Genomic DNA, 22,427 nt, shown 5'->3' on the forward strand with positions numbered 1-22,427 from the left:
AAAATTTGAATGTAACTTTTATACAAATGAGTGCGCTAAAGTATTGTTATTCTGTTTTGTCTTCATCGGCAACAGCTTCTTGCCAAGTAGACCATACGGAAACACCAGCGTTATAACCTGTGTAGCCAAAATTTTGAGAAAGCTGACCTTTTTTATTTGCCGTAATAGCTGAATTGGGAATTGGCCAATATAAGTTTCTCTTATCTATTTTATAATTTAGGGTTCTGGCATTTGAAATTACGCCACCTCTGTTATACATCTTACCTAAATTTACCACACGTTTATACCAGTAACTACCGCCACCTAAATCAGTACCTTGAGATTTGTCGTAAGTATTTACGTTGTAGATATTTCCCCACTCATCTGGTTTACCACTTAATGCTAAACAATAAGAAACCCTACTTAATTCCATATGACGCCATTCCTCTAAATACAGCTCCCTAGCACGCTCGTCCATAATATCACCGATAGTTACATTGGTATATAAGCGAGTACAATTTGCTCTCTTTCTTACTTCATTTACATCATCTGCAGCTGCACTTGTTTCGCCTAAATAAAATTTAGCTTCTGCTCTTAACAAATAGGCTTCGGCCAAGCGATATAAATACCAATCTCCAATACTTCCCTTACTTGCTCCTTGGTACGCATTGCTACCTAAGTTAGCTTCCTGCTCTACATCGGTAATGTAAAGCTTGTAATGAGGCCATTGATAATAACTACGAATTGTATCTGTACATAAAATCGCATTGGTAGTTGGATGGTATAAAGTAACATTCTGTCCGCGATTAGGAGATCCTGCGGTTGAATATTTCAGGTTTTCCATTTTCACCCAGTTACCTGAGCTTGTGCTATGTCTAAGATCCGTAGCATCTTGCACGCCATTTACTACCCATAATTCATTTTGAGCAAAACCTGTCGGACGAATAGTACCAATACCACGTCCTAAGGCTCTACCATAATCTAAGTCAGCACGATAGTTGGCATTGTTACGAGCATAAAGATCCATCGCATTTCCGCCAGACGGAGTTTTTAAATTACCTGAATTATAAAGAGGACTAAAAATACGCATGGTAGCAAAGGCAATATTAGACTCAACACCACGGTTAGGCATCCCCATGATAACTTCTGTGTTCGCAGAAATCAACTTATTCTCTGGACGATGTAAATCCCAAATGACATTTCTGGTAATGGTCCAAGTTGAAGGTTGAGCTCCAGGATAAAAAGTTCCGAAGTTATTTTTCATCAAAGCGTAACCAGATTGATTAATCAAGATATCTGCTTGGTCTTTTGCTTTTTGATACTGACCAGTTGCCAAATAGCATTTGATCAATAACATTCTACAGGCTCCCTTGTTTACCATACCAATACTGGTCATGTCTTTTTGCTCGGGCACCCATTGTACAGCAAATTCCATATCTTTGGTAATCATTTCTAAGATGGCTGCCTTTTTAGTGCTTTTATAGTTTTGCTTAGGCACTTCCAGTAATTTGGTCACCAATGGCACATCTCCATATTGAAAAACTAGTCCAAAATAACGGAAAGCCCTATGGAAATAAGCCCTGCCTTTATAGGCATTTTTAACCGCATCGCTTAATGTAGTTACCTTATCTACGTAAGAAATAATTGTATTGGCATATTTGATACCACTGTAAGTTTCGTCCCAGTAATGATTGATATAGTTACCATCATTACCACCTGGACCTCCTGCACCACCATTAGGCTGCAAACCGTCGGCGAAATTAAAATTCACACTATTACCATCCACGTCAGATTTCCCATAAACTGCCAGGTCAGAAAACATATATTCTGTTCCTATAACTACCGAGTTGGTGTTAGAAGAAGTATTGGTCCAGTAAGAGCGTAAATGCCTATCGCTAATAGCCAAAGCGGCCTTTAAACCAGATTCAGTGCTAAATGTAGCTTCTGGTTCAAATATGGAAAGTGGATCTGGTTTAAGGAAAGCTTTCTTGCACCCTCCCATAAACATTAAACTACCTATAGAAACTGATAGCGTAAGTATTGATAAAGTTTTTTTGCTTTTATATTTAAGTAAGTTCATAGCCATTTTTTTATAGGGTTACATTTAAACCAAGTGAGAATAAACGGGTCGCTAAACCTCCTGTTTCTGGATCACCATATTCCCAGTCTTTTTGCCATGTAGCTACATTACGCACAGAGCCAAAGACTTTCACTTTTTGGATATCCCATTTATTAGTGAGTTTAGCTGGCATGGTGTAACCAAAAGAGATATTCTCTAAACGTATAAATGAGCGGTTATATAACTTGCTTGCACTTGCGTTGGCAGGAGCCCTAGCATCCAATCTTGCATATTTATTGGTTGGGTTTTCTGGAGTCCAATATTCCTTTGCAAAGGTGTTATAGGCATAGGTAATTAGAGAACCTCCGTTATCTTGGTTAAGGTAATTGCCATCTAAACTTTTGTGACCCATGTAGGAGTAGATGTTGATGCCTAGGCTGAAGTTTTTGAAAAACGTAAAATCATTTCTTAACTGCCAATTGATTGGTGGCGCTGTTTGTCCTAAGAATTGTTTATCATTATCATCGTAAACGGGTGTTGTGCTACCATCTGCATTTTTGATATCGTTAGCAGTGTAACTGTTTTGAACTTTAGGATCACCAGGACGTTGATTGTATCTTGCAGCTTCGGTAGCTTCATTAGCTTGCCAAATTCCAGTTACACGGTGGCTCCATATTTGACTAATCGGTTTGCCAATAAACCAGTTATTAACAGGATCATTTACCTCTTTACGTCCTATTACATTTCCAGCTGCATCTAACACATTTTCGTATTCGTTGTAAATATGTAAGATTTTGTTTTGGTTATAAGAAAAGGTCAAACTTGTTCTCCATTCGAAGTTATTTTTCTTCATATTCAAGGTACTGATTGAAAAATCAAACCCTCTATTTTGTACTTCTCCAAGATTAGTGATGATATTACCAAATCCAGTAAATCCTGGAAGACGTTGAAACATGATCATGTCATGTGTCTTCATCGAATAATACTCAAAAGTACCAGTAATGCGATCGTTAAAGAAACCAAAATCAAGGCCTAAATTTAACGAAGCTGTTTTCTCCCATTCTAAGTTAGGATTGGCTAATCTATCTACCAACAAGTACTTCACTTCCTCCATACCACTACCTACAATATAACCCATGGTTTGCCCTAAACCAGAGCCTAAATTAGACAACATCACATAGGGATCTGATAAAGACCTGTTACCATTTTCGCCATAAGAAACACGTAACTTACCAAAAGACATTGGCTTCCAGTTAAAGAATTTTTCATTGGTAAAATTCCAAGCTAAGGCTACCGCTGGGAAATTTGCGTAAGGATTGTTTTGACCAAATGCAGAATAACCATCACGACGCATAGAAGCCGTGATCATATAGCGATCATCGTAAGAATAGAAAACCCTTGCTAACAAACCATTAGCAGTTTGGCGACTATCGTAACTAGAAATGTTATTATTTGCTCTTGTTCCGTTGGCAACATTATGGAAACCCAAGGCGTCAGAAGGCAAAATGTTTCTTGCTTCTATTCTTTCTTGCCAATATCTACGTTCTTCTGCCTCTTGAACCAAAGTTACATTTAAGCGGTGCTTGGTGCCGAAAGTATGCTCCCAGTTCAAAGTATTATTTAAGTTCCAATCTAAACTTTTGGAAGTCTCACGATCAACCCCACGGTTAACTGGCAAAGATTCTGGCAAAGCAGCAGACATAAAATAACGATTGTAGAACCATTGGAAACGAGGAGAAGCATTAAATGAATAAGTGATATTGAAAGGTAACTTCACTTTCGCATTGAAGATCGTATTTAACACATTATAACCTCTCTCCAACTCTAAATACTGTCTATCAAAATCGTAATTTACCCCTCTTTTGATACTACCGTCACTCATTGGGAATTGCACTAAATTACCATTATCATCTTTATAACGACTAAAGGGCGAGTTACGGATTTGGTTAGCATCCCAATAGTTTAAACCCAAACCAGGTGTTAAATCGCCGTCGCTGCGGTTTTGAAAATTCACATTTGCACCTATTTCCAGCCATTTATTTACTTTTCCTTCTAATTTTAAATTAGAACGAATGGCTTTATAATTATTATAGTTTACCGCTCCTTCATTCTCAAGGTAGCCCATAGACATATAATAATTCATATTATCACTCGCTCCCGAAACGCTAGCATTATAATCTCTATTAAGACCAGTACGGAAAGTATGGTCATACCAGTCAAAAGTTCTTCCAGCTAAATAATCATTTAAAATACCGCCTTCATTTAAGGTTAAACGTTTCGCATAAATACTAGCATCAGATTCGCCAGCGACATTAGTGGTATAGGCTCTCCATTGCGCTAACGTAATTCCGTACTTCCCAATATTGGCTGGATTGTCGTATAAACCAGGCTTAGCTACCGTAGCAGCCGACCTATATGCTTCATAATTACCTGTAGCAGGGTTAATACCATAAGTATCTTTTTTATACCAGTCTTCACGATATTTCATATACTCGTCTGGTCCAAAAACTTCTCTATATTCGCTCTTTACCGTAGTTCCTATGTTTGAACTAATATTAACTACAGGCTTACCTTGTTTACCTTTTTTGGTAGTGATGATAATTACGCCACTTGCAGCTCTAGAACCATATATCGCAGCCGCAGAAGCATCTTTCAATACATCAATTTGTCCGATATCATCAGGATTAACCTCAGAAAGTTCCCCATAAAAGATCATGCCATCCAATACAATTAAAGGATCATTATGCCCTCCACCTGTATATACAGAACGCTGTCCACGCAATTGCATAGAACCTCCTCCTTTTGCTGAAGGATCATAACCTACGCTTAAACCAGGAGTACCACGTAAAATGTCTTGTACTGTTTTTGGATTTTCGTTAGCTATTTTATCTGGTATAATTTGCACAATAGAGCCCGTAAGATCTTTTTTCCTCATACTACCATAACCTACCACCACCACATCGTTAAGGTTTTGTGCGCTCTCTTTAAGTGATACATTATATACTGTTGCTGAGGTCAGGGTAACTTCCTGCTTTTCGTAACCGATAGAGGAAATCTCCAAAATACCAGTAGCGGGTACTTTCAAGGCAAATTTACCTTCCGCATCTGTACTGATGCCATTAGTAGAGTTTTTCAGTTTTACCGCGACACCAGGCAAAGTTGCACCTGTTGATGCATCTTTAACGGTACCACTAATTACACGAGTGGCATCTTGAGCCATCCCTTCCTCTAGTCCTATCCCTACTAGCAGAAGAAAGATCAAGAACACTAATCGTACTTGCGTAAAATTTCTGTTCATAATTTGAATTGGTTTATAAATGGTTAATCAATAAATGTTTGTTTGACGTTTATAAGTCCGAGCCGACTAGATCTTCCCTTTTATTGAAAAGGTTAATTGTTCATTCACGAAAGATTCAGATAAATACTCGGTTATTACATCGCCACTAAGGCATTGTTAGTACTAAGTTAGAAAAAGATAAATTAACACCAAATTATAAACGTCCTTTTAACGTTTATAATCAATAAACAACTAATTATCAGATAATTAATTTTTTATAAAACTTTCACTTAAAGTTAACATAACACTATATTGACACAACTAAATGACATAAAGACAAGGCGATCAAGCACTTTATTCTTTAACACAGTATAGAAAGAGATCTTTAGTTCTACTCTTCGTTATTAACTAATTATCGCTCTCCCCTATCGGCTACTTTTGACATTCCAAAACTTCAACTTTTTTAGTTTTTTATAAAAACTTTTCATTTTGAAAAAAAATAAACGTTATTTAGACATTTAAAATTATATGAACATAACCAAATATGTAATCGGTATCGACTACGGTTCAGACTCAGTGCGTTCCATCATCGTAGATGCAGCTAACGGAAAAGAAATTTCGTCGGCAGTGCATTATTACAAAAGATGGAAACAAGGTTTATTCTGCAACCCTTCATTAAATCAATTCAGACAACACCCACTGGATTATATAGAAGGGCTAGAAGAATCTATTAAAGCGTGTCTCGCTAAAGTTGATCACTTAGCTATTGCAAAAGACATCAAAGGAATTTCTATAGACACCACAGGTTCTACCCCTGTGGCAGTTGACAAGAATGGCACACCACTAGCGCTGACCACAGATTTTGAAGACAATCCCAATGCCATGTTTGTATTGTGGAAAGATCATACGGCTGTAAAAGAGGCTGCAGAAATTAATGCTCATGCAGCAAATGCTGAGGTGAACTATTTGCAAAACGTAGGTGGAATCTATTCTTCTGAATGGTTTTGGGCCAAATTACTACACATTCTTAGAAACGATGAAAAAGTGAAAAGCGCTTGTTTTTCATGGGTAGAGCATTGCGACTGGATTCCTTTTCTGTTAACTGGTGGATCTGATGCAAAAAAAATCAAGAGAAGCAGATGTGCAGCTGGGCATAAGGCCTTATGGTCAGAAGAATTTGGCGGCTTGCCTCCCAATGATTTCTTTTCAGGAATAGACCCGCTATTAAGCGGCTTTACCAACAACTTATTTCACGAAACTTATACCTCTGATAAAGCTGCTGGGCAAATTAGTACAGCGTGGGCAGAGCGATTAGGCCTGCCCAAAGACGTAGTGATAGGCGTAGGTGCATTTGATGCACACATGGGCGCAGTAGGAGGCCAAATTGAGCCTTATCATCTCTGCAAAATTATGGGAACCAGCACTTGCGATATTTTAATTGCTCCCACAGAGGATATCAACAATAGAACCATCAAAGGAATTTGCGGTCAAGTTAATGGGTCCGTCATCCCAGGAATGTTAGGTCTTGAAGCTGGCCAATCGGCCTTTGGAGATGTATACGCTTGGTTTAAAAGCTTGTTAAGCTGGCCGCTACAGCAATTACAAAATTCTACATTGATCAATACGGAAACGGCTATTGCACTTAAACATGAAATAGAAGACCATCTTATCAAGGAGTTAAGTACCCAAGCAAGTCAATTATCAGATTCAGAAAGTATAGAAATTGCCGTGGATTGGCTAAATGGTCGACGTACTCCAGATGCCAATCAAGAATTGAAGGCAAGCATTGCGGGACTCAGCTTAGCTTCTGATGCGCCTCGTATTTTTAGAGCTCTGGCAGAGGCAACGTGTTTTGGTGCTAAAAGTATTGTAGAACGTTTTGAAGAGGAAGGTGTGCCCGTAAAAGGTATTATTGGCATTGGCGGCGTAGCCAAAAAATCTCCTTACATCATGCAAATGATGGCTGATGTTTTAGAAATGCCCATCAGGATACAAAGATCGGAACAAACCTGCGCTTTAGGAGCTGCCATGTTTGCTGCAGTTGCAGCGGGTATTTATGCCTCTGTAGAAGATGCTGTAAAAGCCATGGGAACTGGTTTTGAAAAAATTTACACGTCAAATATCGATAAGCAAAACCTCTATCGTAAGCAATATTTAAGATATAAAGCATTAGGCCGATTTACAGAACACTCACTTAAAGTCAACGAATATGAGCAAGTATCAACATATTAAAGAGGAAGCTTATCAGGCAAATATGCAGCTTCCTGAGCTGAATTTAGTACTATTCACCTTTGGTAATGTAAGTGCCGTTGATAGAAAAGAAGGTGTTTTTGCCATTAAGCCAAGTGGTGTTCCTTATCCAGAACTTAGCCCTGATGCCATGGTGATTGTAGATTTTGACGGCAATACTGTGGAGGGGAGTTTAAGACCATCTTCCGACACGAAAACACATGCTGTTTTATACAAAAATTGGGAAGATATTGGCGGAATTGTACATACCCATTCTACCCATGCCACTGCTTGGGCCCAGGCACAATGCGCTGTTCCTATTTTTGGCACCACCCACGCAGATCATCTAACCGTTGACATTCCGTGTGCGCCACCAATGGATGATAAAATGATTAAAGGAAACTACGAGTATGAAACTGGCTTTCAAATCATTGATCATTTCAACTCGCTAAAATTAAGCTATAAGGAAGTGGAAATGATATTAGTGGGAAACCACGCTCCATTTACTTGGGGAAAAACTGCCGCCAAAGCGGTTTACAATAGTGCAGTGCTGGAATCAGTGGCGGAAATGGCATTGCTCACCAGACAAATTAATCCAATGACACCTCGCTTAAAGCAAGCCTTGATCCAAAAACATTTCGAACGCAAACACGGCCCCGATTCCTACTACGGCCAATCTTAAAATCTAAATAAATAATTAACCAATATAAACTAATGATCAACTTAAAAAATCTTGAAGTCTGGTTTATCACCGGAAGTCAAAATCTATATGGCGAGGAAACGCTTAAGCAAGTGAGTAAGCATGCTCAAATTGTAGCCGATGGCATCAATAATGCCAAACAAGTTTCTGTTACAGTAGTGTATAAACCAATTGTAAAAACCACTGACGAAATTTTCGAAACGCTACAACAGGCCAATGTAGCACCAAACTGTATCGGTATCATCACTTGGATGCACACCTTTTCTCCTGCTAAAATGTGGATTAGAGGATTAAGTATCCTACAAAAACCGCTATTACACTTACACACCCAGTTTAATCGTGATCTTCCTTGGGATACCATTGATATGGATTTTATGAATTTAAACCAAAGCGCACATGGTGATCGCGAATTTGGTTTCATGGTAAGCAGATTGCGTAAAAACCGTAAAGTGGTGGTTGGTCACTGGCAAGATGAGGAGGCTCTTAACCAAATAGATGTTTGGGCCCGTGCCGCAGCTGGTTGGCATGATTGGCAAGGTGCTAAATTCGTAAGATTTGGAGACAATATGCGCTTTGTTGCCGTAACCGATGGTGATAAAGTAGAAGCCGAAAAGCAATTCGGTTTCTCAGTAAACACTTATGCCATAGGAGATTTAGTAACAGTGATTAATGCTATCCCAGATCAAACCGTTAATGAATTGGTAAAAATCTACGAAGAAACTTACGAGATGGATGCCAGTTTAAAAGCTGGCGGTAAAAAGCATCTATCGGTATTTGAAGCGGCTAAAATTGAATTGGGCCTTCGTAAGTTTCTGGAAGATGGTGGCTTTAAAGGTTTCTCCGATACTTTCGAAGACCTACATGGAATGGTTCAACTACCAGGTTTAGCCGTTCAACGACTAATGGCGGATGGCTACGGCTTTGCAGGCGAAGGCGATTGGAAAACTGCCGCACTAGTACGTGCAAGCAAGGTAATGGGCGTTGGTCTCGAGGGCACGAGTGCATTTATGGAAGATTATACCTATCACTTTGACCCCGCAAATTCAATGGTATTGGGCTCGCACATGCTTGAAGTTGATGCCGCTTTAGCCAATGAAAAACCAAAATTAGAAGTACATCCTTTAGGTATTGGTGGAAAGGCTGACCCAGCTCGTTTAGTATTTAATGTGAATGGTGGTGCGGCTCTAAATGCATCCGTAATTGATATGGGCAATCGCTTTAGGCTAATTGTGAACGAAGTTGAAGCAGTTGAAGCACCACATGATCTTCCAAAATTGCCTGTAGCTAGAGTACTATGGAAACCTTTGCCCGATATGAAAACAGGCTGTGCTGCATGGATTTATGCTGGTGGCGCACACCATACGGTATATAGTCAATGTCTTACTACTGCACATTTTCTAGATTTTGCTAATATTGCAGGAATAGAATATATAAACATTGGTGCCGAAACGAAATTAGAACAGTTTAGAAATGAACTGCATTGGAACGACACTTTTTATCAACTACAAACCAGATAAACCAACAAACTATGGGAAATTTCTCAACAACAGATATCATTGTATTTATCGTCTACTTCATTTTGGTATCGGGCTATGGCTATTGGATTTATAGCCGTAAAAAAAACAAAGGTGCTTCTGGAAGTCATGATTTCTTTCTTGCCGAAGGGTCTTTGACATGGTGGGCAATAGGTGCCTCGCTCATTGCATCAAACATCTCTGCCGAACAATTTATTGGCATGAGCGGTAATGGTTTTGTAGTGGGCATTGCAGTAGCAGCATACGAATGGGTAGCTGCCATTGCACTTATTATTGTGGCCGTCTGGTTCATTCCAGTTTACCTGAAAAACAAAATCTTTACGATGCCACAGTTTTTGCAAACCCGTTATAACGAAACGGTAAGTTTAATTATGGCCATCTTTTGGTTGTTTCTATACATTTTTGTCAACCTCACTTCTATCCTTTACTTAGGCGCTTTAGCCATCAGCAACCTTGCTGGAGGTGGGAATTTTCACCTGATTATGATTGCCCTTGCGGTATTTGCACTCTTAATCACCTTAGGAGGGATGAAAGTAATTGGCTTTACCGACGTGATCCAAGTGCTGGTATTAATTATTGGTGGACTTGCCACTACTTACATTGCACTAACCATGGTAAGTGAAAAATTTGGCTTAGGAAAAGATGTTTTAGCGGGCTTTAAAATGATGATGACAGATGCGCCAGACCACTTTAAAATGATCCTCGATAAACCTGGCCCAAATGCCTCGCAAGCGGATATCAACAAATATTTGATGCTGCCTGGAATTGCCATGTATTTTGCTGGACAATGGATCGTTAACCTTAACTATTGGGGTTGTAATCAATACATCACTCAACGAGCTTTAGGTGCAGATTTGAAAACCGCTCGTAAGGGGATCTTATTTGCAGGCATCTTAAAATTAGGAATGCCAATCATTGTGATGTTACCAGGTATTGCAGCATACGTATTGCATAAGAATGGTTCGTTACAGCAAGAAATGGCTCCAGGGGGAAATTTCAATGCGGACAATGCTTATTCAGCGGTATTAGGCTTTCTTCCAACGGGTTTAAAAGGACTTTCACTAGCAGCATTAACGGCAGCTATTGTGGCGTCATTAGCCGGAAAAGCAAATAGTATTTCTACCATTTTCACCCTTGATATCTACAAAAAGTACATCAATAAATCAGCTGGAGAGAAAAAACTGGTACTCACAGGAAAACTCACCATTTTAGCGGCTATTGTATTTTCTATTTTATTGACGTGGGAAGACTTACTTGGCATTGGTGGCGAGGGTGGCTTTACTTTTATCCAAAAATACACAGGCTTTATTAGCCCTGGAGTTTTTGCCATGTTTATTTTAGGGATGTTCTGGAAAAGAACGACTGGTCCCGCAGCTATCGCTGGTTTAATTACAGGTTTTGTATTATCCGTAGTATTTAACAACTATGCACCAGCTTGGTTTGGTAATGAAACCTTACTTTATACTGCTTTCCCTAACGGTAAAGGTGGTTACGAAATTCCTTTCTTGATTTGTATGGGACTTTCTTTTGGCTTCACCATGTTAACCATGATTTCTATCAGTTTATTTGGCCCAAAAATTAATCCTAAAGCATTTGTATTAGAAAGGTCGATGTTTAAGGTGGATAAAGTGACCATGAGCTTAATCGTGATCACGCTTTTATTAATTACCATGCTATACGTTAAATTCTGGTAAACATCTCATTTTAGTAACCTGATAGTTAGATCATGATGCTTGACTAGTAAAATCGAAAAAGATGAAAAGAATAAACTTGAAAGCACTTTATATGCTATGGCTAGTCATTTTCTCGTCCGCTATCTTAAGGGCATCGGAAAAAACAGATAGCATCTTCAAAATTAAAAAACCTAACTATCAGGTTAGCCCATTAACGGGCGTTACACGCCAGCATTGGGTAGATGCGGCTGAGTACCTGCTTAACGGAGCTTTTAGTTATATCCATACGATGGATGATGCCATGAAGTTTCCGAAACAACATGAGAAAACCTATCCTAAAAAAGAAGATCAGCTTCCCACTGAAAAGCTAGAAGGATTTTGCCGCACCTTATTTGTAGCAGCTCCTTTACTACGTGAAAAACCTAATTTGGTGCTCAACCATATTAAAGTAGCAGATTATTACCGGCACAATCTTTTAAACCTAATTAATCCCAACAGTCCAAGTTATATCAAACCTCGTGGCAACGGCGGACCAAGTCAAATTTTAGTGGAGTTTGGCGCATTGGCCATATCCTTATCTGTTGCACCAGAAATACTTTGGGATCCGTTAACTGAAGAACAGAAAGATGCGTTGGCAGCAACCATGCTCAGCTACGGCGATGGGCCAACTATAGGCTCCAATTGGAGATTTTTCAATGTGTTTGTCTTGAGTTTCTTCAAAGAAAAAGGCTACAAGGTTAATGAGCAGCTGATGCTTGGTTACTTGGATAAAATCATAGAAGCCTATCGTGGATATGGCTGGTACAATGACTCTCCAGCCTACGATTATTACAGCATGTGGGCCTTCCAAATGTACGGGCCACTATGGTCGCAGCTTTACGGCAACAAATACTATCCTACCTACGCTAAAAAATTCATGGATAATTTGTCTGAAATGGCCCAAAATTATCCTTACACCTTTAATGAGCAAGGTCAAATGAACATGTGGGGACGTAGTATTGCCTATCGCTTTGGTGCGGTAGCTCCCCTAGCATTAACTGGCTACCTGAATGACCCCAACAAGGTAAATTATGGATGGATGAGAAGAATTGCCTCTAGCAGTATGTTACAATTTCTCGAAAATCCATCGTTTATGGAAGACCATGTGCCTACCTTGGGTTTCTATGGAGCGTTTGAACCCGCAGTACAAGTTTACAGCTGCAGGGGAAGTGTATATTGGCTAGGAAAAGCTTTTTTGGCGTTACAGTTACCCGCAGACAACATATTTTGGACCGCTAAAGAAAATAACGGTGCTTGGGACAATGAACTCAAAAAAGACCATGTTTATAACAAATTCCAACCTGGCTCAAATCTGTTGATCACCAATTATCCCAACAGCGGTGCTTCCGAAATACGCTCGTGGTGCCACGAAACCATGGCCAAAGATTGGCAGAAATTCCGCAGCACAGAGAATTATAACAAACTTGCCTACAATACCAATTTACCTTGGATGGCAGATGGCAAAAATGGAGAAATCTCCATGAATTATGGTGTTTTTAATGGAAAGAAAGAATGGGAAGTGCTGCGCCTATATACTTTTATAGGTTTTGAAAATGGAATTTACAGAAGAAATGCCGAACTAGAAACAAACAGTGACATTAAATTAAAGTTGGCAGATATCCCTTTGCCCAACGGTATTTTAAGAGTAGACAAAGTAGTTTCTCCTGTAAGAACAGATTTGACCTTAGGACATTACGCTTTGCCCCTTTTAGATCAGAAAATCGTAAAGAAGGTTAAAAAAACAAAAGGAGGAAACGCTTATCTCATTAGTAATGGCGAATATCATTTGGCCATGATTTCGCTAAATGGCTGGGATAAAATGGATTTCGTAGACACTGAAAATTTGCATCCTGTTAGTGAAAAAAGTAGCCTTATTAGTGCAAAAAGCAATGTTTCTGAGGAAGAAATCTTCGTCACTCTGCAATTGTGGAAGAAAGGCAAAAAAGACTTCACCAACAAAGAGCTTCAACCAGTAAAAAGCGTAAAAATAACAGACGATAAAAACAATGTTGAAGTGATGTTTCAAGATGGAACCACCAAAACCATTAATTTTAATTAGCCACTTAATTTTAAAATCAATAGCCATAAAAAACGTCAAGTATTTATAGTACTTGACGTTTTTCTTTGTAAACATACCAAATCGAAATCCATTATCATTATTTAACTGAGTTAACGCGACATGTTCGGTAATTGCTTAACAAACCTGAAATAAATTGGTTCGTAGCTACCGTCTACGTATTCGTGGTGACGCCAATTAAATGCATTATTCCAATTACTTAATCATAAACGGCTGTTTGGAAATATAGAAATTAAAATCCTTCACTCTCCCTTTACTTTCCCTCATACGGGGCAAGTACTTAAACCCCGAGATCACCTGTTCTTTTCCTAAATCGATAACTACTTGGTGAGGTTGAGCTTTAGCGTTTCTACTCCAAGCTGTTTGCCAAAAAGTAGTTGGTTGATTATCTACCATTAAGGTTGCCAAACCATTTCCTTCTCCCAGCTCTTCACTATCGGCAAAAAAGATAGAGTACTCTTCTCTTGGAATTTCTTTTCCTTCGCTATTTTTAATCCTCAGTTCTGCAATGGTGGTAAATGGCACATCACCATAGGCCGAAAGACTTTCTAAACAGATGTAGCGACCTTGGTGAGTTTTTTCAAAGTTAACTTCCTGCCATCCTTCGGTGTTGTTCAAGGTACCTGTAAGTACTTTATTTTTTGTAACTAATTGTAGTTTATTGCCTGGTTTGCTGTGCAACAAGGTAGAATCTATCTTCGTTTCCCAGATGTGATTTTTAATACCTTTCAATTTAAGTGTTGGGAAGTCTTCCATTTCTAAAACCTTGATCTCGTTTTCACCTTTCTTCAACCAGCAACCTGGTACAAAAATAGTTTGTTGTGGCCCTATAAACCAATAACGGCCAATGTGCCTGCCATTAACCCACAACAAGCCCTTACCTACTTTTCTAGTGTCCAAATAAGTATCGCCTACTTGATCTAATTTAAAAGTTGCTCGATAAAGGTGCGGGTATCCAGCTTGGCGAGAAGAAGATTTGAAACCATCAATATTATTTAACGGCAATGAATAATGAGACCAGCCCAAAATTTCCTTACCGTTTAACCATACGCCTTCAGTAATTCCTTTACGTTCGTGATCTATCGCATTGCCAAAATTAACACGAGCTTGATGCTCCACTAAAATTTCCAAAGTATGCTTACCTTCTTCCTTCACATTAATGGGAATAGAAAACTGATTCAATCTTCTATCTAGTAAGCCCACCTTCTTCTTATCAATATAAATCGTGGCCCTATCCATTACTCTTTTTATGGTCAAATTTCCTTGCAAACGCCCTTCTATTTGACTGCTATACAGAATATATCCAGAATTTTGACCCAAGCTTTCCATTGTTTGTGGCTTCTCAAAAACTTGAGGCTTTGGCAAATTGGCCACTAACGAAGCAACAGGTTTTAGCTCAAACTCTGGAATCGTTATTTTAGGTAATGGCTCTGGAAGTGGCGGCAATTTAAGTTCAGGAAACTTATCCTTAATTACCTTTTGAAAAGCAAAAAATTTGTCATTTGGCACACCATCTTCACTTAAAGGCGCATCATAATCATAACTAGTGGTATACGGCGTATAATAAGTATTACTACCGTTAGCTCCTGGGAAAAAGCCATTGGTAGTACCACCATGGAACATGTATAGATTCACAGAAATACCATTATTTACCATCCATTTAAAATCTGACAGTTTTTCTTCCACAGAATGAACCTCATGTTTACCACCCCAATAATCAAACCATCCTGTCCAAAATTCTGAATTGAATTTGGGCACATTAGGTGCATATTTCTCAAAAATGGCAAAATTCTTTTCTGCCTCTCCACCAAAATTAATAGAAGGCATTACTCCTTCAACATGCGCATTATCGTAATAGTTTTTGCCTGCCCAATCGCAATGAAAAAGTGGGACATCTACTTTAGCTTCCAAAAGCGCATCTCTAATGGCAGCTACATATTTTTTATCTCCTGCATAAACGCCATATTCATTTTCTACCTGTACCATCAACACATTTCCACCTTTTGTTATCAGGTTTGGACGGAATTCCTCCACAGCTCTTTTCAAGAAGGTAAGCGTTTGCGGCATATAATTAGGATCAGAGCTTCTTAATACCACGCCTTTGGTTTTCAATAACCAAGCTGGCAAGCCTCCCAAGTCCCATTCGGCACAAGTATAAGGCCCTGGCCTGATAATTACCCAAAGCCCTTCCTCTTGCGCAATTCTGCAGAATTCAGAAATATCTAAATTATCACTAAAGTTGTATTTACCTGGTTGCGGCTCATGGGCATTCCAGAACATATAAGTACAAATGGCATTTAAACCCATTGCCTTCGCCATTTTTAACCGATGACGCCAATAAGGCTTCGGTATCCGAGCGTAGTGCATTTCGCCGCTGATGATTTGAAAGTTCTTACCATCCAGAAGAAATTGATTTCCGCTTATTTTAAAAGTATGCTGCTTATCAATTTGTGCTTTGACAGAAAAACACCCAAAAAGTAATAAGATAGCTACTGGTACTAGAAAGTTTTTTTTATTCAACCTCATATATTGCGCTTTTAGAAATATATTTATTTAGAATTTTGATTTGATCCTTTGCGGATTACGCTCATCGTGTAGGAATATTGATACTCTTTACCACGGAAAAGATATTTATCCAACGGTTTAGAGCCCCACGAATCCAATCCTCCTACTCCCCTTTGAAACAAGTCCACGTTTAAGATGACCCTATCTGATGGAATGATGTCTGAGGGGTGTTGTTGTTTCTTGGTAGTTCCTGGATCCCAGTCTTCAATTCTATAGTTAGTGGCACTTACCGATAAAGGCTGTGCACCTTTAATTTGCAGGCCATTGCCTTCACTATCAGTAAGGGTAAACCAGCGTACATCTGTTTTATTACCCGCTTCTTGTGGCCTGTAATATGGAAAAACTTGTTCTCCTACCTTTCCACTCCATACCGAGATAAAGGCATCTTGGTGGCGATCTACATAGTTTTCCCAAGGTCCACGACCGTACCAAGTAAAATTATTATACTCTTTAGGCAACTCCATATTCATACCCAAGCGCATCATTTCAGGCAAGTCATCAGTTAATGCTTTGTAGTGGGTGTTTACCGTCAATGAACCATCACTATTAATGGTGTAGGCCACTTCTACCTTTGCCGCTACTCCCTGCGGTTGAAATTCATAATTTAGCGTAATCGCATCCGCTTTTTCATCAATACTTTTAAAGCTAACTTTTTGCGATATCGAAGCCGTTTCCCAAACTCTTAAATTGTACTGCGCCTGCGAACCAAAGTCGTTATCAGTAGGTGCTCTCCAAAAATTTAGTTTTGGCATTTTTGCAATTAATTGTTTAGAAGCACCTTTAATGTCTGTCAAAGCTCTATTATCTTTTCCAAACTCGTAAGTGATGCCATTTGCTGTGAAACTGTATTTTTGCTGCGTTTCTTTTTTCTCAATTTTTGTCTGATTAGCATTTTTGGCTACCTCAGCAAAATAATTATTGTTTGTAAATGCAAATTCTCCTTTGGCAACTTCAAATCCTACAGGAAGAAATTTAGTGGCCGTTCTTCTATGGGCATAAACCTGCAAGTAGTATTCTACTCCTGCCTCAAAAGCTAGCTTAGGAAGTTTCAAGGTTACCTCTTTTCTTGAGTCGGCGGCAATAGCGACCTCAAAATTACCCTCAGCAACGTTAGTCCCATTTTTTAACAACACCCATTTAAAACCATATTCTTGGGTGCTAATTGGGGTAAACTTAAAATCATTGATCACGGTAACCACACCATTGGCAAGGTCTTTGGCTTCAAATAATATATTTTGATAAACCTTTTTAACAATATGGGTGTGTGGCATATACTGCTGATCTGGAGTAACAATACCGTCCATACAGAAATTACCATCATTTGGCTTATTAAACCCATTTAAGTCACCACCGTAGGCCCAATATTCACGACCTTGCTCATCCTTGGTTTTAAACCCGTGATTGTACCACTCCCAAATGAAGCCACCTTGCATATTTTTACTGGTGCGCATCAAATCCCAATAGTCTTGGAAATTGCCCATACTGTTCCCCATTGCATGAGCATACTCACACATGATATAAGGCTTGCCTAAATCTTTGGCAGCATCGCGTACCATGCTACCCCAAGAAGGATACATGTGACAAATAATGTCGGTATTTCTATCTCGCTGATAGGCTTGCTCATATTGTACTGGCCTGCTTTTATCTCTCGCTTTTGCCCAATCGTACATGTCAAAAAAAGCTTTTCCGTTACTGGCTTCATTACCTAAAGACCAAAATATCACCGAAGCATGATTTTTGTCTCTTTCAATCAACCTCATAATTCTATCCATGTGCGCCGCTTTCCACTCAGGAAAGTTAGAAACGTTGTTTGGTCCGTAGCCCAATCCGTGCGATTCAAGATTGGCTTCATCTACCAGATAAATCCCGTACTCGTCGCATAACCTATACCATAAGGGCTGTTGTGGATAGTGAGAGGTCCGCACAGCATTTATATTCAGTTCCTTGAACAACTGGATATTACGAAGCATAACCACAGAATCGACCACTTGGCCCGTTTGCGTATTAAATTCATGCAAGTTTACCCCCTTAAACAGCACACGCTTGCCATTAATGAGTACTTGCCCATCTTTAATTTCTACTTTTCGGAAACCTATACGATGCGAAGTGCTTTCTATTACTTTCTTTTGGCCATCCTTTAAAGTCACCAACATCGTATAAAGGTTAGGTGTTTCGGCAGTCCATTTTAGTGGGGTTTTAACCGTACCTTCAAATACTAATGAATCAACGGCTTGAGCAGCTAAATTGATTGGCTTTTGTTGACTAAAAACTTTTTTCCCCTGCTTATCCAAAATGCTTACTTCTACCATTTGAGCAGTAGCTGCATTACCATAATTTTGGATTTTTACCGAGCTACTAAATAAACCATTTTTGTACTGAGCATCTAAGTCTGGGTGCGCAAAAAAATCGAGGATGCGGGTCTGGTCCGTAGCATATAAATATACACTGCGATTGATACCACCTAATCTCCACATATCCTGATCTTCCAGATAACTGCCATCACTAAATTTATGTACTTCACAGGCCAACAGATTACTTCCCTTTTTAAGATAAGGAGTGATGTCAAATTCTGCTGGGCTTTTAGAATTTTCGGTATAACCTACTTTCTTTCCATTGATCCAAACGTACATCGAATTTGTACCGCCTTCAAAATGCAGGAATACTTTTCTACCATTCCAATTTTCAGGAATATTAAACTGTTTACGGTAAGCACCTGTAGGCGAATCTTCTCTATTAATAAATGGCGGACTGGAAGAAAATCCGAAACCAGTATTCACATATATGGGAATACCAAAGCCATTAAATTCCCAATTTCCTGGCACTGGCATGGTAGTCCATGAACTTGCATTAAATTCCTCTTTGAAAAACTCATCGGGAACATCAGCTATTTTACCGAACCAATGAAATTGCCATTTACCATTTAGAGATTGATAATATGGAGAGCTTTTGTATTCATTTTTGATAGCCAATGCTTCTGAGGCGTAAGGCAACAAGCTTGATCGCGTTTTCTCTTTATTAATAGCGAATACTTCGGGATTTTCCCAGTCTGGCTTTGATTGAGAATAAGCATTAGTAAGACTTAAACAAGCCAATACTAGTGATATCGTTCTTTTCATTTAACAAAATGTTTATACCTGATTAATAAACGTTAAAAATACATTTATTATTTGAATTTGGTAATCCCTATCAAAATTGTTGAACAATGACATTAAAACATTGATTGGCAAGCCGAAAGCAATACTATCAATTCAAAGCAAAAAAAACACGAAAAAAGCTATTTGCGCCCAGTAGTAAAAGTGAAGACATTGTAAATTCAGCGGCAAAAAGAAAGTTAAGCGACAACAGCTTAATTATCACAAAAAGGAAGAAGACCTATTTTCAATAGATTACCGCTACAAAAAATGAACATGACAGATGGGTACGGTTTAATGGAAATGCTATAAAAAACAAAAACCCCGCATTTGCGGGGTTTGGGAAGTGGTGCCTGCTGGGATCGAACCAGCGACACAAGGATTTTCAGTCCTTTGCTCTACCAACTGAGCTAAGGCACCTCCGTTTGGGAATGCAAATGTAGTTTCTTTTTTTGAAAGGCAAAATTATTTCGTAAAAAAATATTAATTAATTTTATTCAAACAGCCTTTTCATCTAAAAACCAACCAATTAATTTCTAATTAAAGATCCTCATAATTCATAACCATTCTAAATTTAAAAAATTATGCATGCATAATAATATGTTTTAAATCGAAATCTTTTAACTTCGTTGTACCATTACCCTATTAAACTATGGTTGTACAAATAATATTCGTCTTATTGGTTGTTGCGGGCACTGCTCTTTTTGCATTTAATGCTCGCAAGGTGATCAGGAACATTAAACTAGGCAAGGCTGCAAACCGCAGTGATAAACCTCAAGAACGTTTAATGACCATGTTAAAAGTAGCCTTTGGTCAAACCAAAATGGCTGTTAGACCTGTACCATTTCTTTTGCACTTGGTGGTATACTTGGGTTTTGTCATCATCAACCTTGAAGTTTTAGAAATCGTAATTGACGGTATATTTGGCACCCACCGCGTATTTGCGGGCTTGGGCGGCCTTTATAACTTTTTAATTGGAAGTTTTGAACTTTTGGCTGCTGGCGTTTGGTTGGCTTGTGCCATTTTTCTTATCCGAAGAAATGTGGTGAAGCTAAAGCGCTTTTCGGGCGTAGAAATGAAAAGCTGGCCAAAATCAGATGCTAATTATATTTTAATTACCGAGATTTTATTGATGTCCGCTTTTTTGCTGATGAACGCTGCCGATGCCAAACTACAGGCTTTAGGTGTAGCGCATTACCAACAAGCAGGTGCTTTTCCAGTAAGTACGTGGTTGCTAGGCTTGTTACCTAACAACATCAACACTTTAATTTTTATTGAACGTTTTTGCTGGTGGTTCCATATTGTAGGTATTTTCGGTTTTTTAAACTACCTACCCTACTCAAAACACTTCCACATCATGTTGGCCTTCCCAAACACCTATTTTTCAAACTTGAATCCGAAGGGGGAATTTACCAATATGGATAGTGTTACTAACGAGGTGAAGGCGATGCTTGATCCTTCGTTTGTGCCTGCCGAAACTGCTCCAGGAAAATTTGGTGCTAAAGACATTCAAGATCTTACTTGGGTAAATTTACTCAACGCTTATACTTGTACCGAGTGTGGTCGATGCACTTCGGTATGTCCAGCAAATATGACTGGCAAACTGCTTTCGCCACGTAAAATTATGATGGACACCCGCGACCGCATGGAGGAAGTAGGTAAAAACATCGACAAACATGGGGCAGATCATCAAGATGGCAAATCATTGTTGGATGATTATATTTCCAGAGAAGAAATTTGGGCCTGCACCAGCTGTAATGCCTGTACAGAAGCTTGTCCAGTAAATATTGACCCGCTAGGCATTATTGTAGAATTAAGACGTTATGCCGTGATGGAAGAGTCTGTTGCACCAGCAAGTATTAATGCCATGTTGGGCAACGTAGAAAACAATGGCGCTCCTTGGAAATACTCACCTGCCGACAGGTTTAATTGGGCCGAAGGGGATTAAGGAGCAAGGAACTAGGAACTAGGATTAAGGACGAAGAAGTCCGAAAAGACTTAAATTAAATGAAGACTAAGTATGGTAAATGGTAAGTCGACGGTTGTCTAAATACTAATTACTAACTACGAAATACTAAAAAAATGGAATTCAAAGTACCAACCATGGCCGAGTTAATGGCTGCAGGAGAAGAACCAGAAATATTGTTTTGGGTAGGATGTGCTGGCAGTTACGACGAAAGGGCACAGAAAATTACCCGCGATATCTGTAAAATCCTACATCATGTTGGACTAAAATATGCAGTTTTAGGAACCGAAGAAAGTTGTACTGGCGATCCTGCTAAAAGGGCTGGAAACGAGTTTTTGTTCCAAATGCAGGCCATGACCAATATTGAGGTGCTTAATGCTTATAACATTAAAAAAATTGTAACTGGCTGTCCACATTGTTTTAACACCATTAAAAACGAATATCCAGGGTTGGGCGGCACTTATGAAGTGATTCACCACTCGCAACTGATACAAGACCTTATTAACGAAGGTAAGTTGAAGGCCGAAGGTGGCGAAAGTTTCAAAGGAAAGAAAATAACTTATCATGACCCCTGCTATTTAGGGCGTGGAAACGGTGTTTACGAGGCTCCACGAAAAGCGCTAGAGGTTTTGGATGCCCAATTGGTAGAAATGAAACGCTGCAAGGCCAATGGTCTTTGTTGTGGTGCTGGCGGTGCTCAAATGTTTAAGGAACCTGAAAAGGGAAATAAAGATGTGAACATTGAGCGTATTGAGGAAGCTTTAGCTACCGAACCACAATTTATTGCCGCTGGCTGCCCTTTTTGTATGACCATGTTGAACGATGGTGTGAAATTGAAAGACAAAGAGCAAGAGGTAAAGGTATTGGATATTGCCGAGATTACGGCTAGAGCTAACGGATTGTAGACTGTTTTTTTCTAGAACTCTTGAAAAAAGATCTTTAATATTTTAACCAGCTTTATAAGACTCACGACCTAAATTCAATTGTTATTTATTGGCAATCTGTAAAACTCTGATACTGAAATAAATTCAGTATGACGGAGCGTTGATTTAGCGTCACCATGACCTGTAGCAAGACGGAAAGCTACGCAGTAAATTTATTTCAGGGTCAGCATACATCAAAACAGTTTAACAATTATAAACTAGCAGCATAAATCAAACCCAGGTTTTCAGACTTACGGAGTTTTACGATTACCAA

Annotated in this window: 11 protein-coding genes and 1 tRNA gene; 7 read left to right on the forward strand and 5 right to left on the reverse strand. The window is 39.0% G+C overall.

Translation table 11 applies throughout. The annotated features are described in order from the left end of the window. Positions 1 to 46: 46 nt before the first annotated feature. Together DUT70_RS18490 and DUT70_RS18495 are read right to left on the reverse strand one after the other, a co-directional pair. Complete coding sequence (locus DUT70_RS18490) at positions 47 to 2,059, reverse strand: RagB/SusD family nutrient uptake outer membrane protein (RefSeq protein ID WP_240432191.1); 2,013 nt, start codon at positions 2,057 to 2,059, stop codon at positions 47 to 49. A 10-nt stretch (positions 2,060 to 2,069) separates the two neighbouring features. Beyond that, on the reverse strand, positions 2,070 to 5,336 hold the full coding sequence (locus DUT70_RS18495) for a SusC/RagA family TonB-linked outer membrane protein (RefSeq protein WP_113648861.1): 3,267 nt from the start codon (positions 5,334 to 5,336) through the stop codon (positions 2,070 to 2,072). Positions 5,337 to 5,843: 507 nt separating this feature from the next. On the opposite strand from DUT70_RS18495, the gene DUT70_RS18500 reads away from it, so the two are divergent. From DUT70_RS18500 to DUT70_RS18520, 5 genes are all read left to right on the forward strand, one after another. Then, a complete protein-coding gene (locus DUT70_RS18500; protein ID WP_113648862.1) occupies positions 5,844 to 7,547 on the forward strand; it encodes a ribulokinase in 1,704 nt (567 codons plus the stop codon). After that, the gene (locus DUT70_RS18505; protein ID WP_113648863.1) at positions 7,525 to 8,226 is read left to right on the forward strand and encodes an L-ribulose-5-phosphate 4-epimerase; all 702 of its coding nucleotides are present in this window, start codon (positions 7,525 to 7,527) and stop codon (positions 8,224 to 8,226) included. Before DUT70_RS18500 ends, DUT70_RS18505 begins: the two co-directional genes overlap by 23 nt. 32 nt (positions 8,227 to 8,258) lie before the next feature. Then, a complete protein-coding gene (gene araA / locus DUT70_RS18510) occupies positions 8,259 to 9,761 on the forward strand; it encodes an L-arabinose isomerase (RefSeq protein ID WP_113648864.1) in 1,503 nt (500 codons plus the stop codon). Positions 9,762 to 9,772: 11 nt separating this feature from the next. Further along, positions 9,773 to 11,473: a sodium:solute symporter family transporter gene (locus DUT70_RS18515; protein WP_113648865.1), complete on the forward strand. Its 1,701-nt coding sequence runs from the start codon at positions 9,773 to 9,775 to the stop codon at positions 11,471 to 11,473. Between the two features lie 61 nt (positions 11,474 to 11,534). Further along, positions 11,535 to 13,550, forward strand: a complete 2,016-nt coding sequence (locus DUT70_RS18520) for a DUF2264 domain-containing protein (protein ID WP_113648866.1) — start codon at positions 11,535 to 11,537, stop codon at positions 13,548 to 13,550. 213 nt (positions 13,551 to 13,763) lie between these two features. Here the strand turns inward: DUT70_RS18520 and DUT70_RS18525 are convergent, their stop codons facing one another. From DUT70_RS18525 to DUT70_RS18535, 3 genes are all read right to left on the reverse strand, one after another. After that, complete coding sequence (locus DUT70_RS18525) at positions 13,764 to 16,094, reverse strand: beta-galactosidase (RefSeq protein WP_113648867.1); 2,331 nt, start codon at positions 16,092 to 16,094, stop codon at positions 13,764 to 13,766. 23 nt (positions 16,095 to 16,117) lie between these two features. After that, a complete protein-coding gene (locus DUT70_RS18530; protein WP_113648868.1) occupies positions 16,118 to 19,249 on the reverse strand; it encodes a glycoside hydrolase family 2 TIM barrel-domain containing protein in 3,132 nt (1,043 codons plus the stop codon). Positions 19,250 to 19,611: 362 nt separating this feature from the next. Further along, positions 19,612 to 19,684: transfer RNA gene (locus DUT70_RS18535), tRNA-Phe, on the reverse strand. 232 nt (positions 19,685 to 19,916) lie between these two features. Here DUT70_RS18535 and DUT70_RS18540 point away from each other — a divergent pair. Then, entirely contained in the window at positions 19,917 to 21,212 is a 1,296-nt protein-coding gene (locus DUT70_RS18540; protein ID WP_113648869.1) for a 4Fe-4S dicluster domain-containing protein, read from the forward strand. Positions 21,213 to 21,346: 134 nt separating this feature from the next. Continuing rightward, complete coding sequence (locus tag DUT70_RS18545) at positions 21,347 to 22,135, forward strand: (Fe-S)-binding protein (protein WP_113648870.1); 789 nt, start codon at positions 21,347 to 21,349, stop codon at positions 22,133 to 22,135. Positions 22,136 to 22,427 lie beyond the last annotated feature (292 nt).

This window comes from Pedobacter chitinilyticus (assembly GCF_003313385.1).
Taxonomy (GTDB): Bacteria; Bacteroidota; Bacteroidia; order Sphingobacteriales; family Sphingobacteriaceae; genus Pedobacter; species Pedobacter chitinilyticus.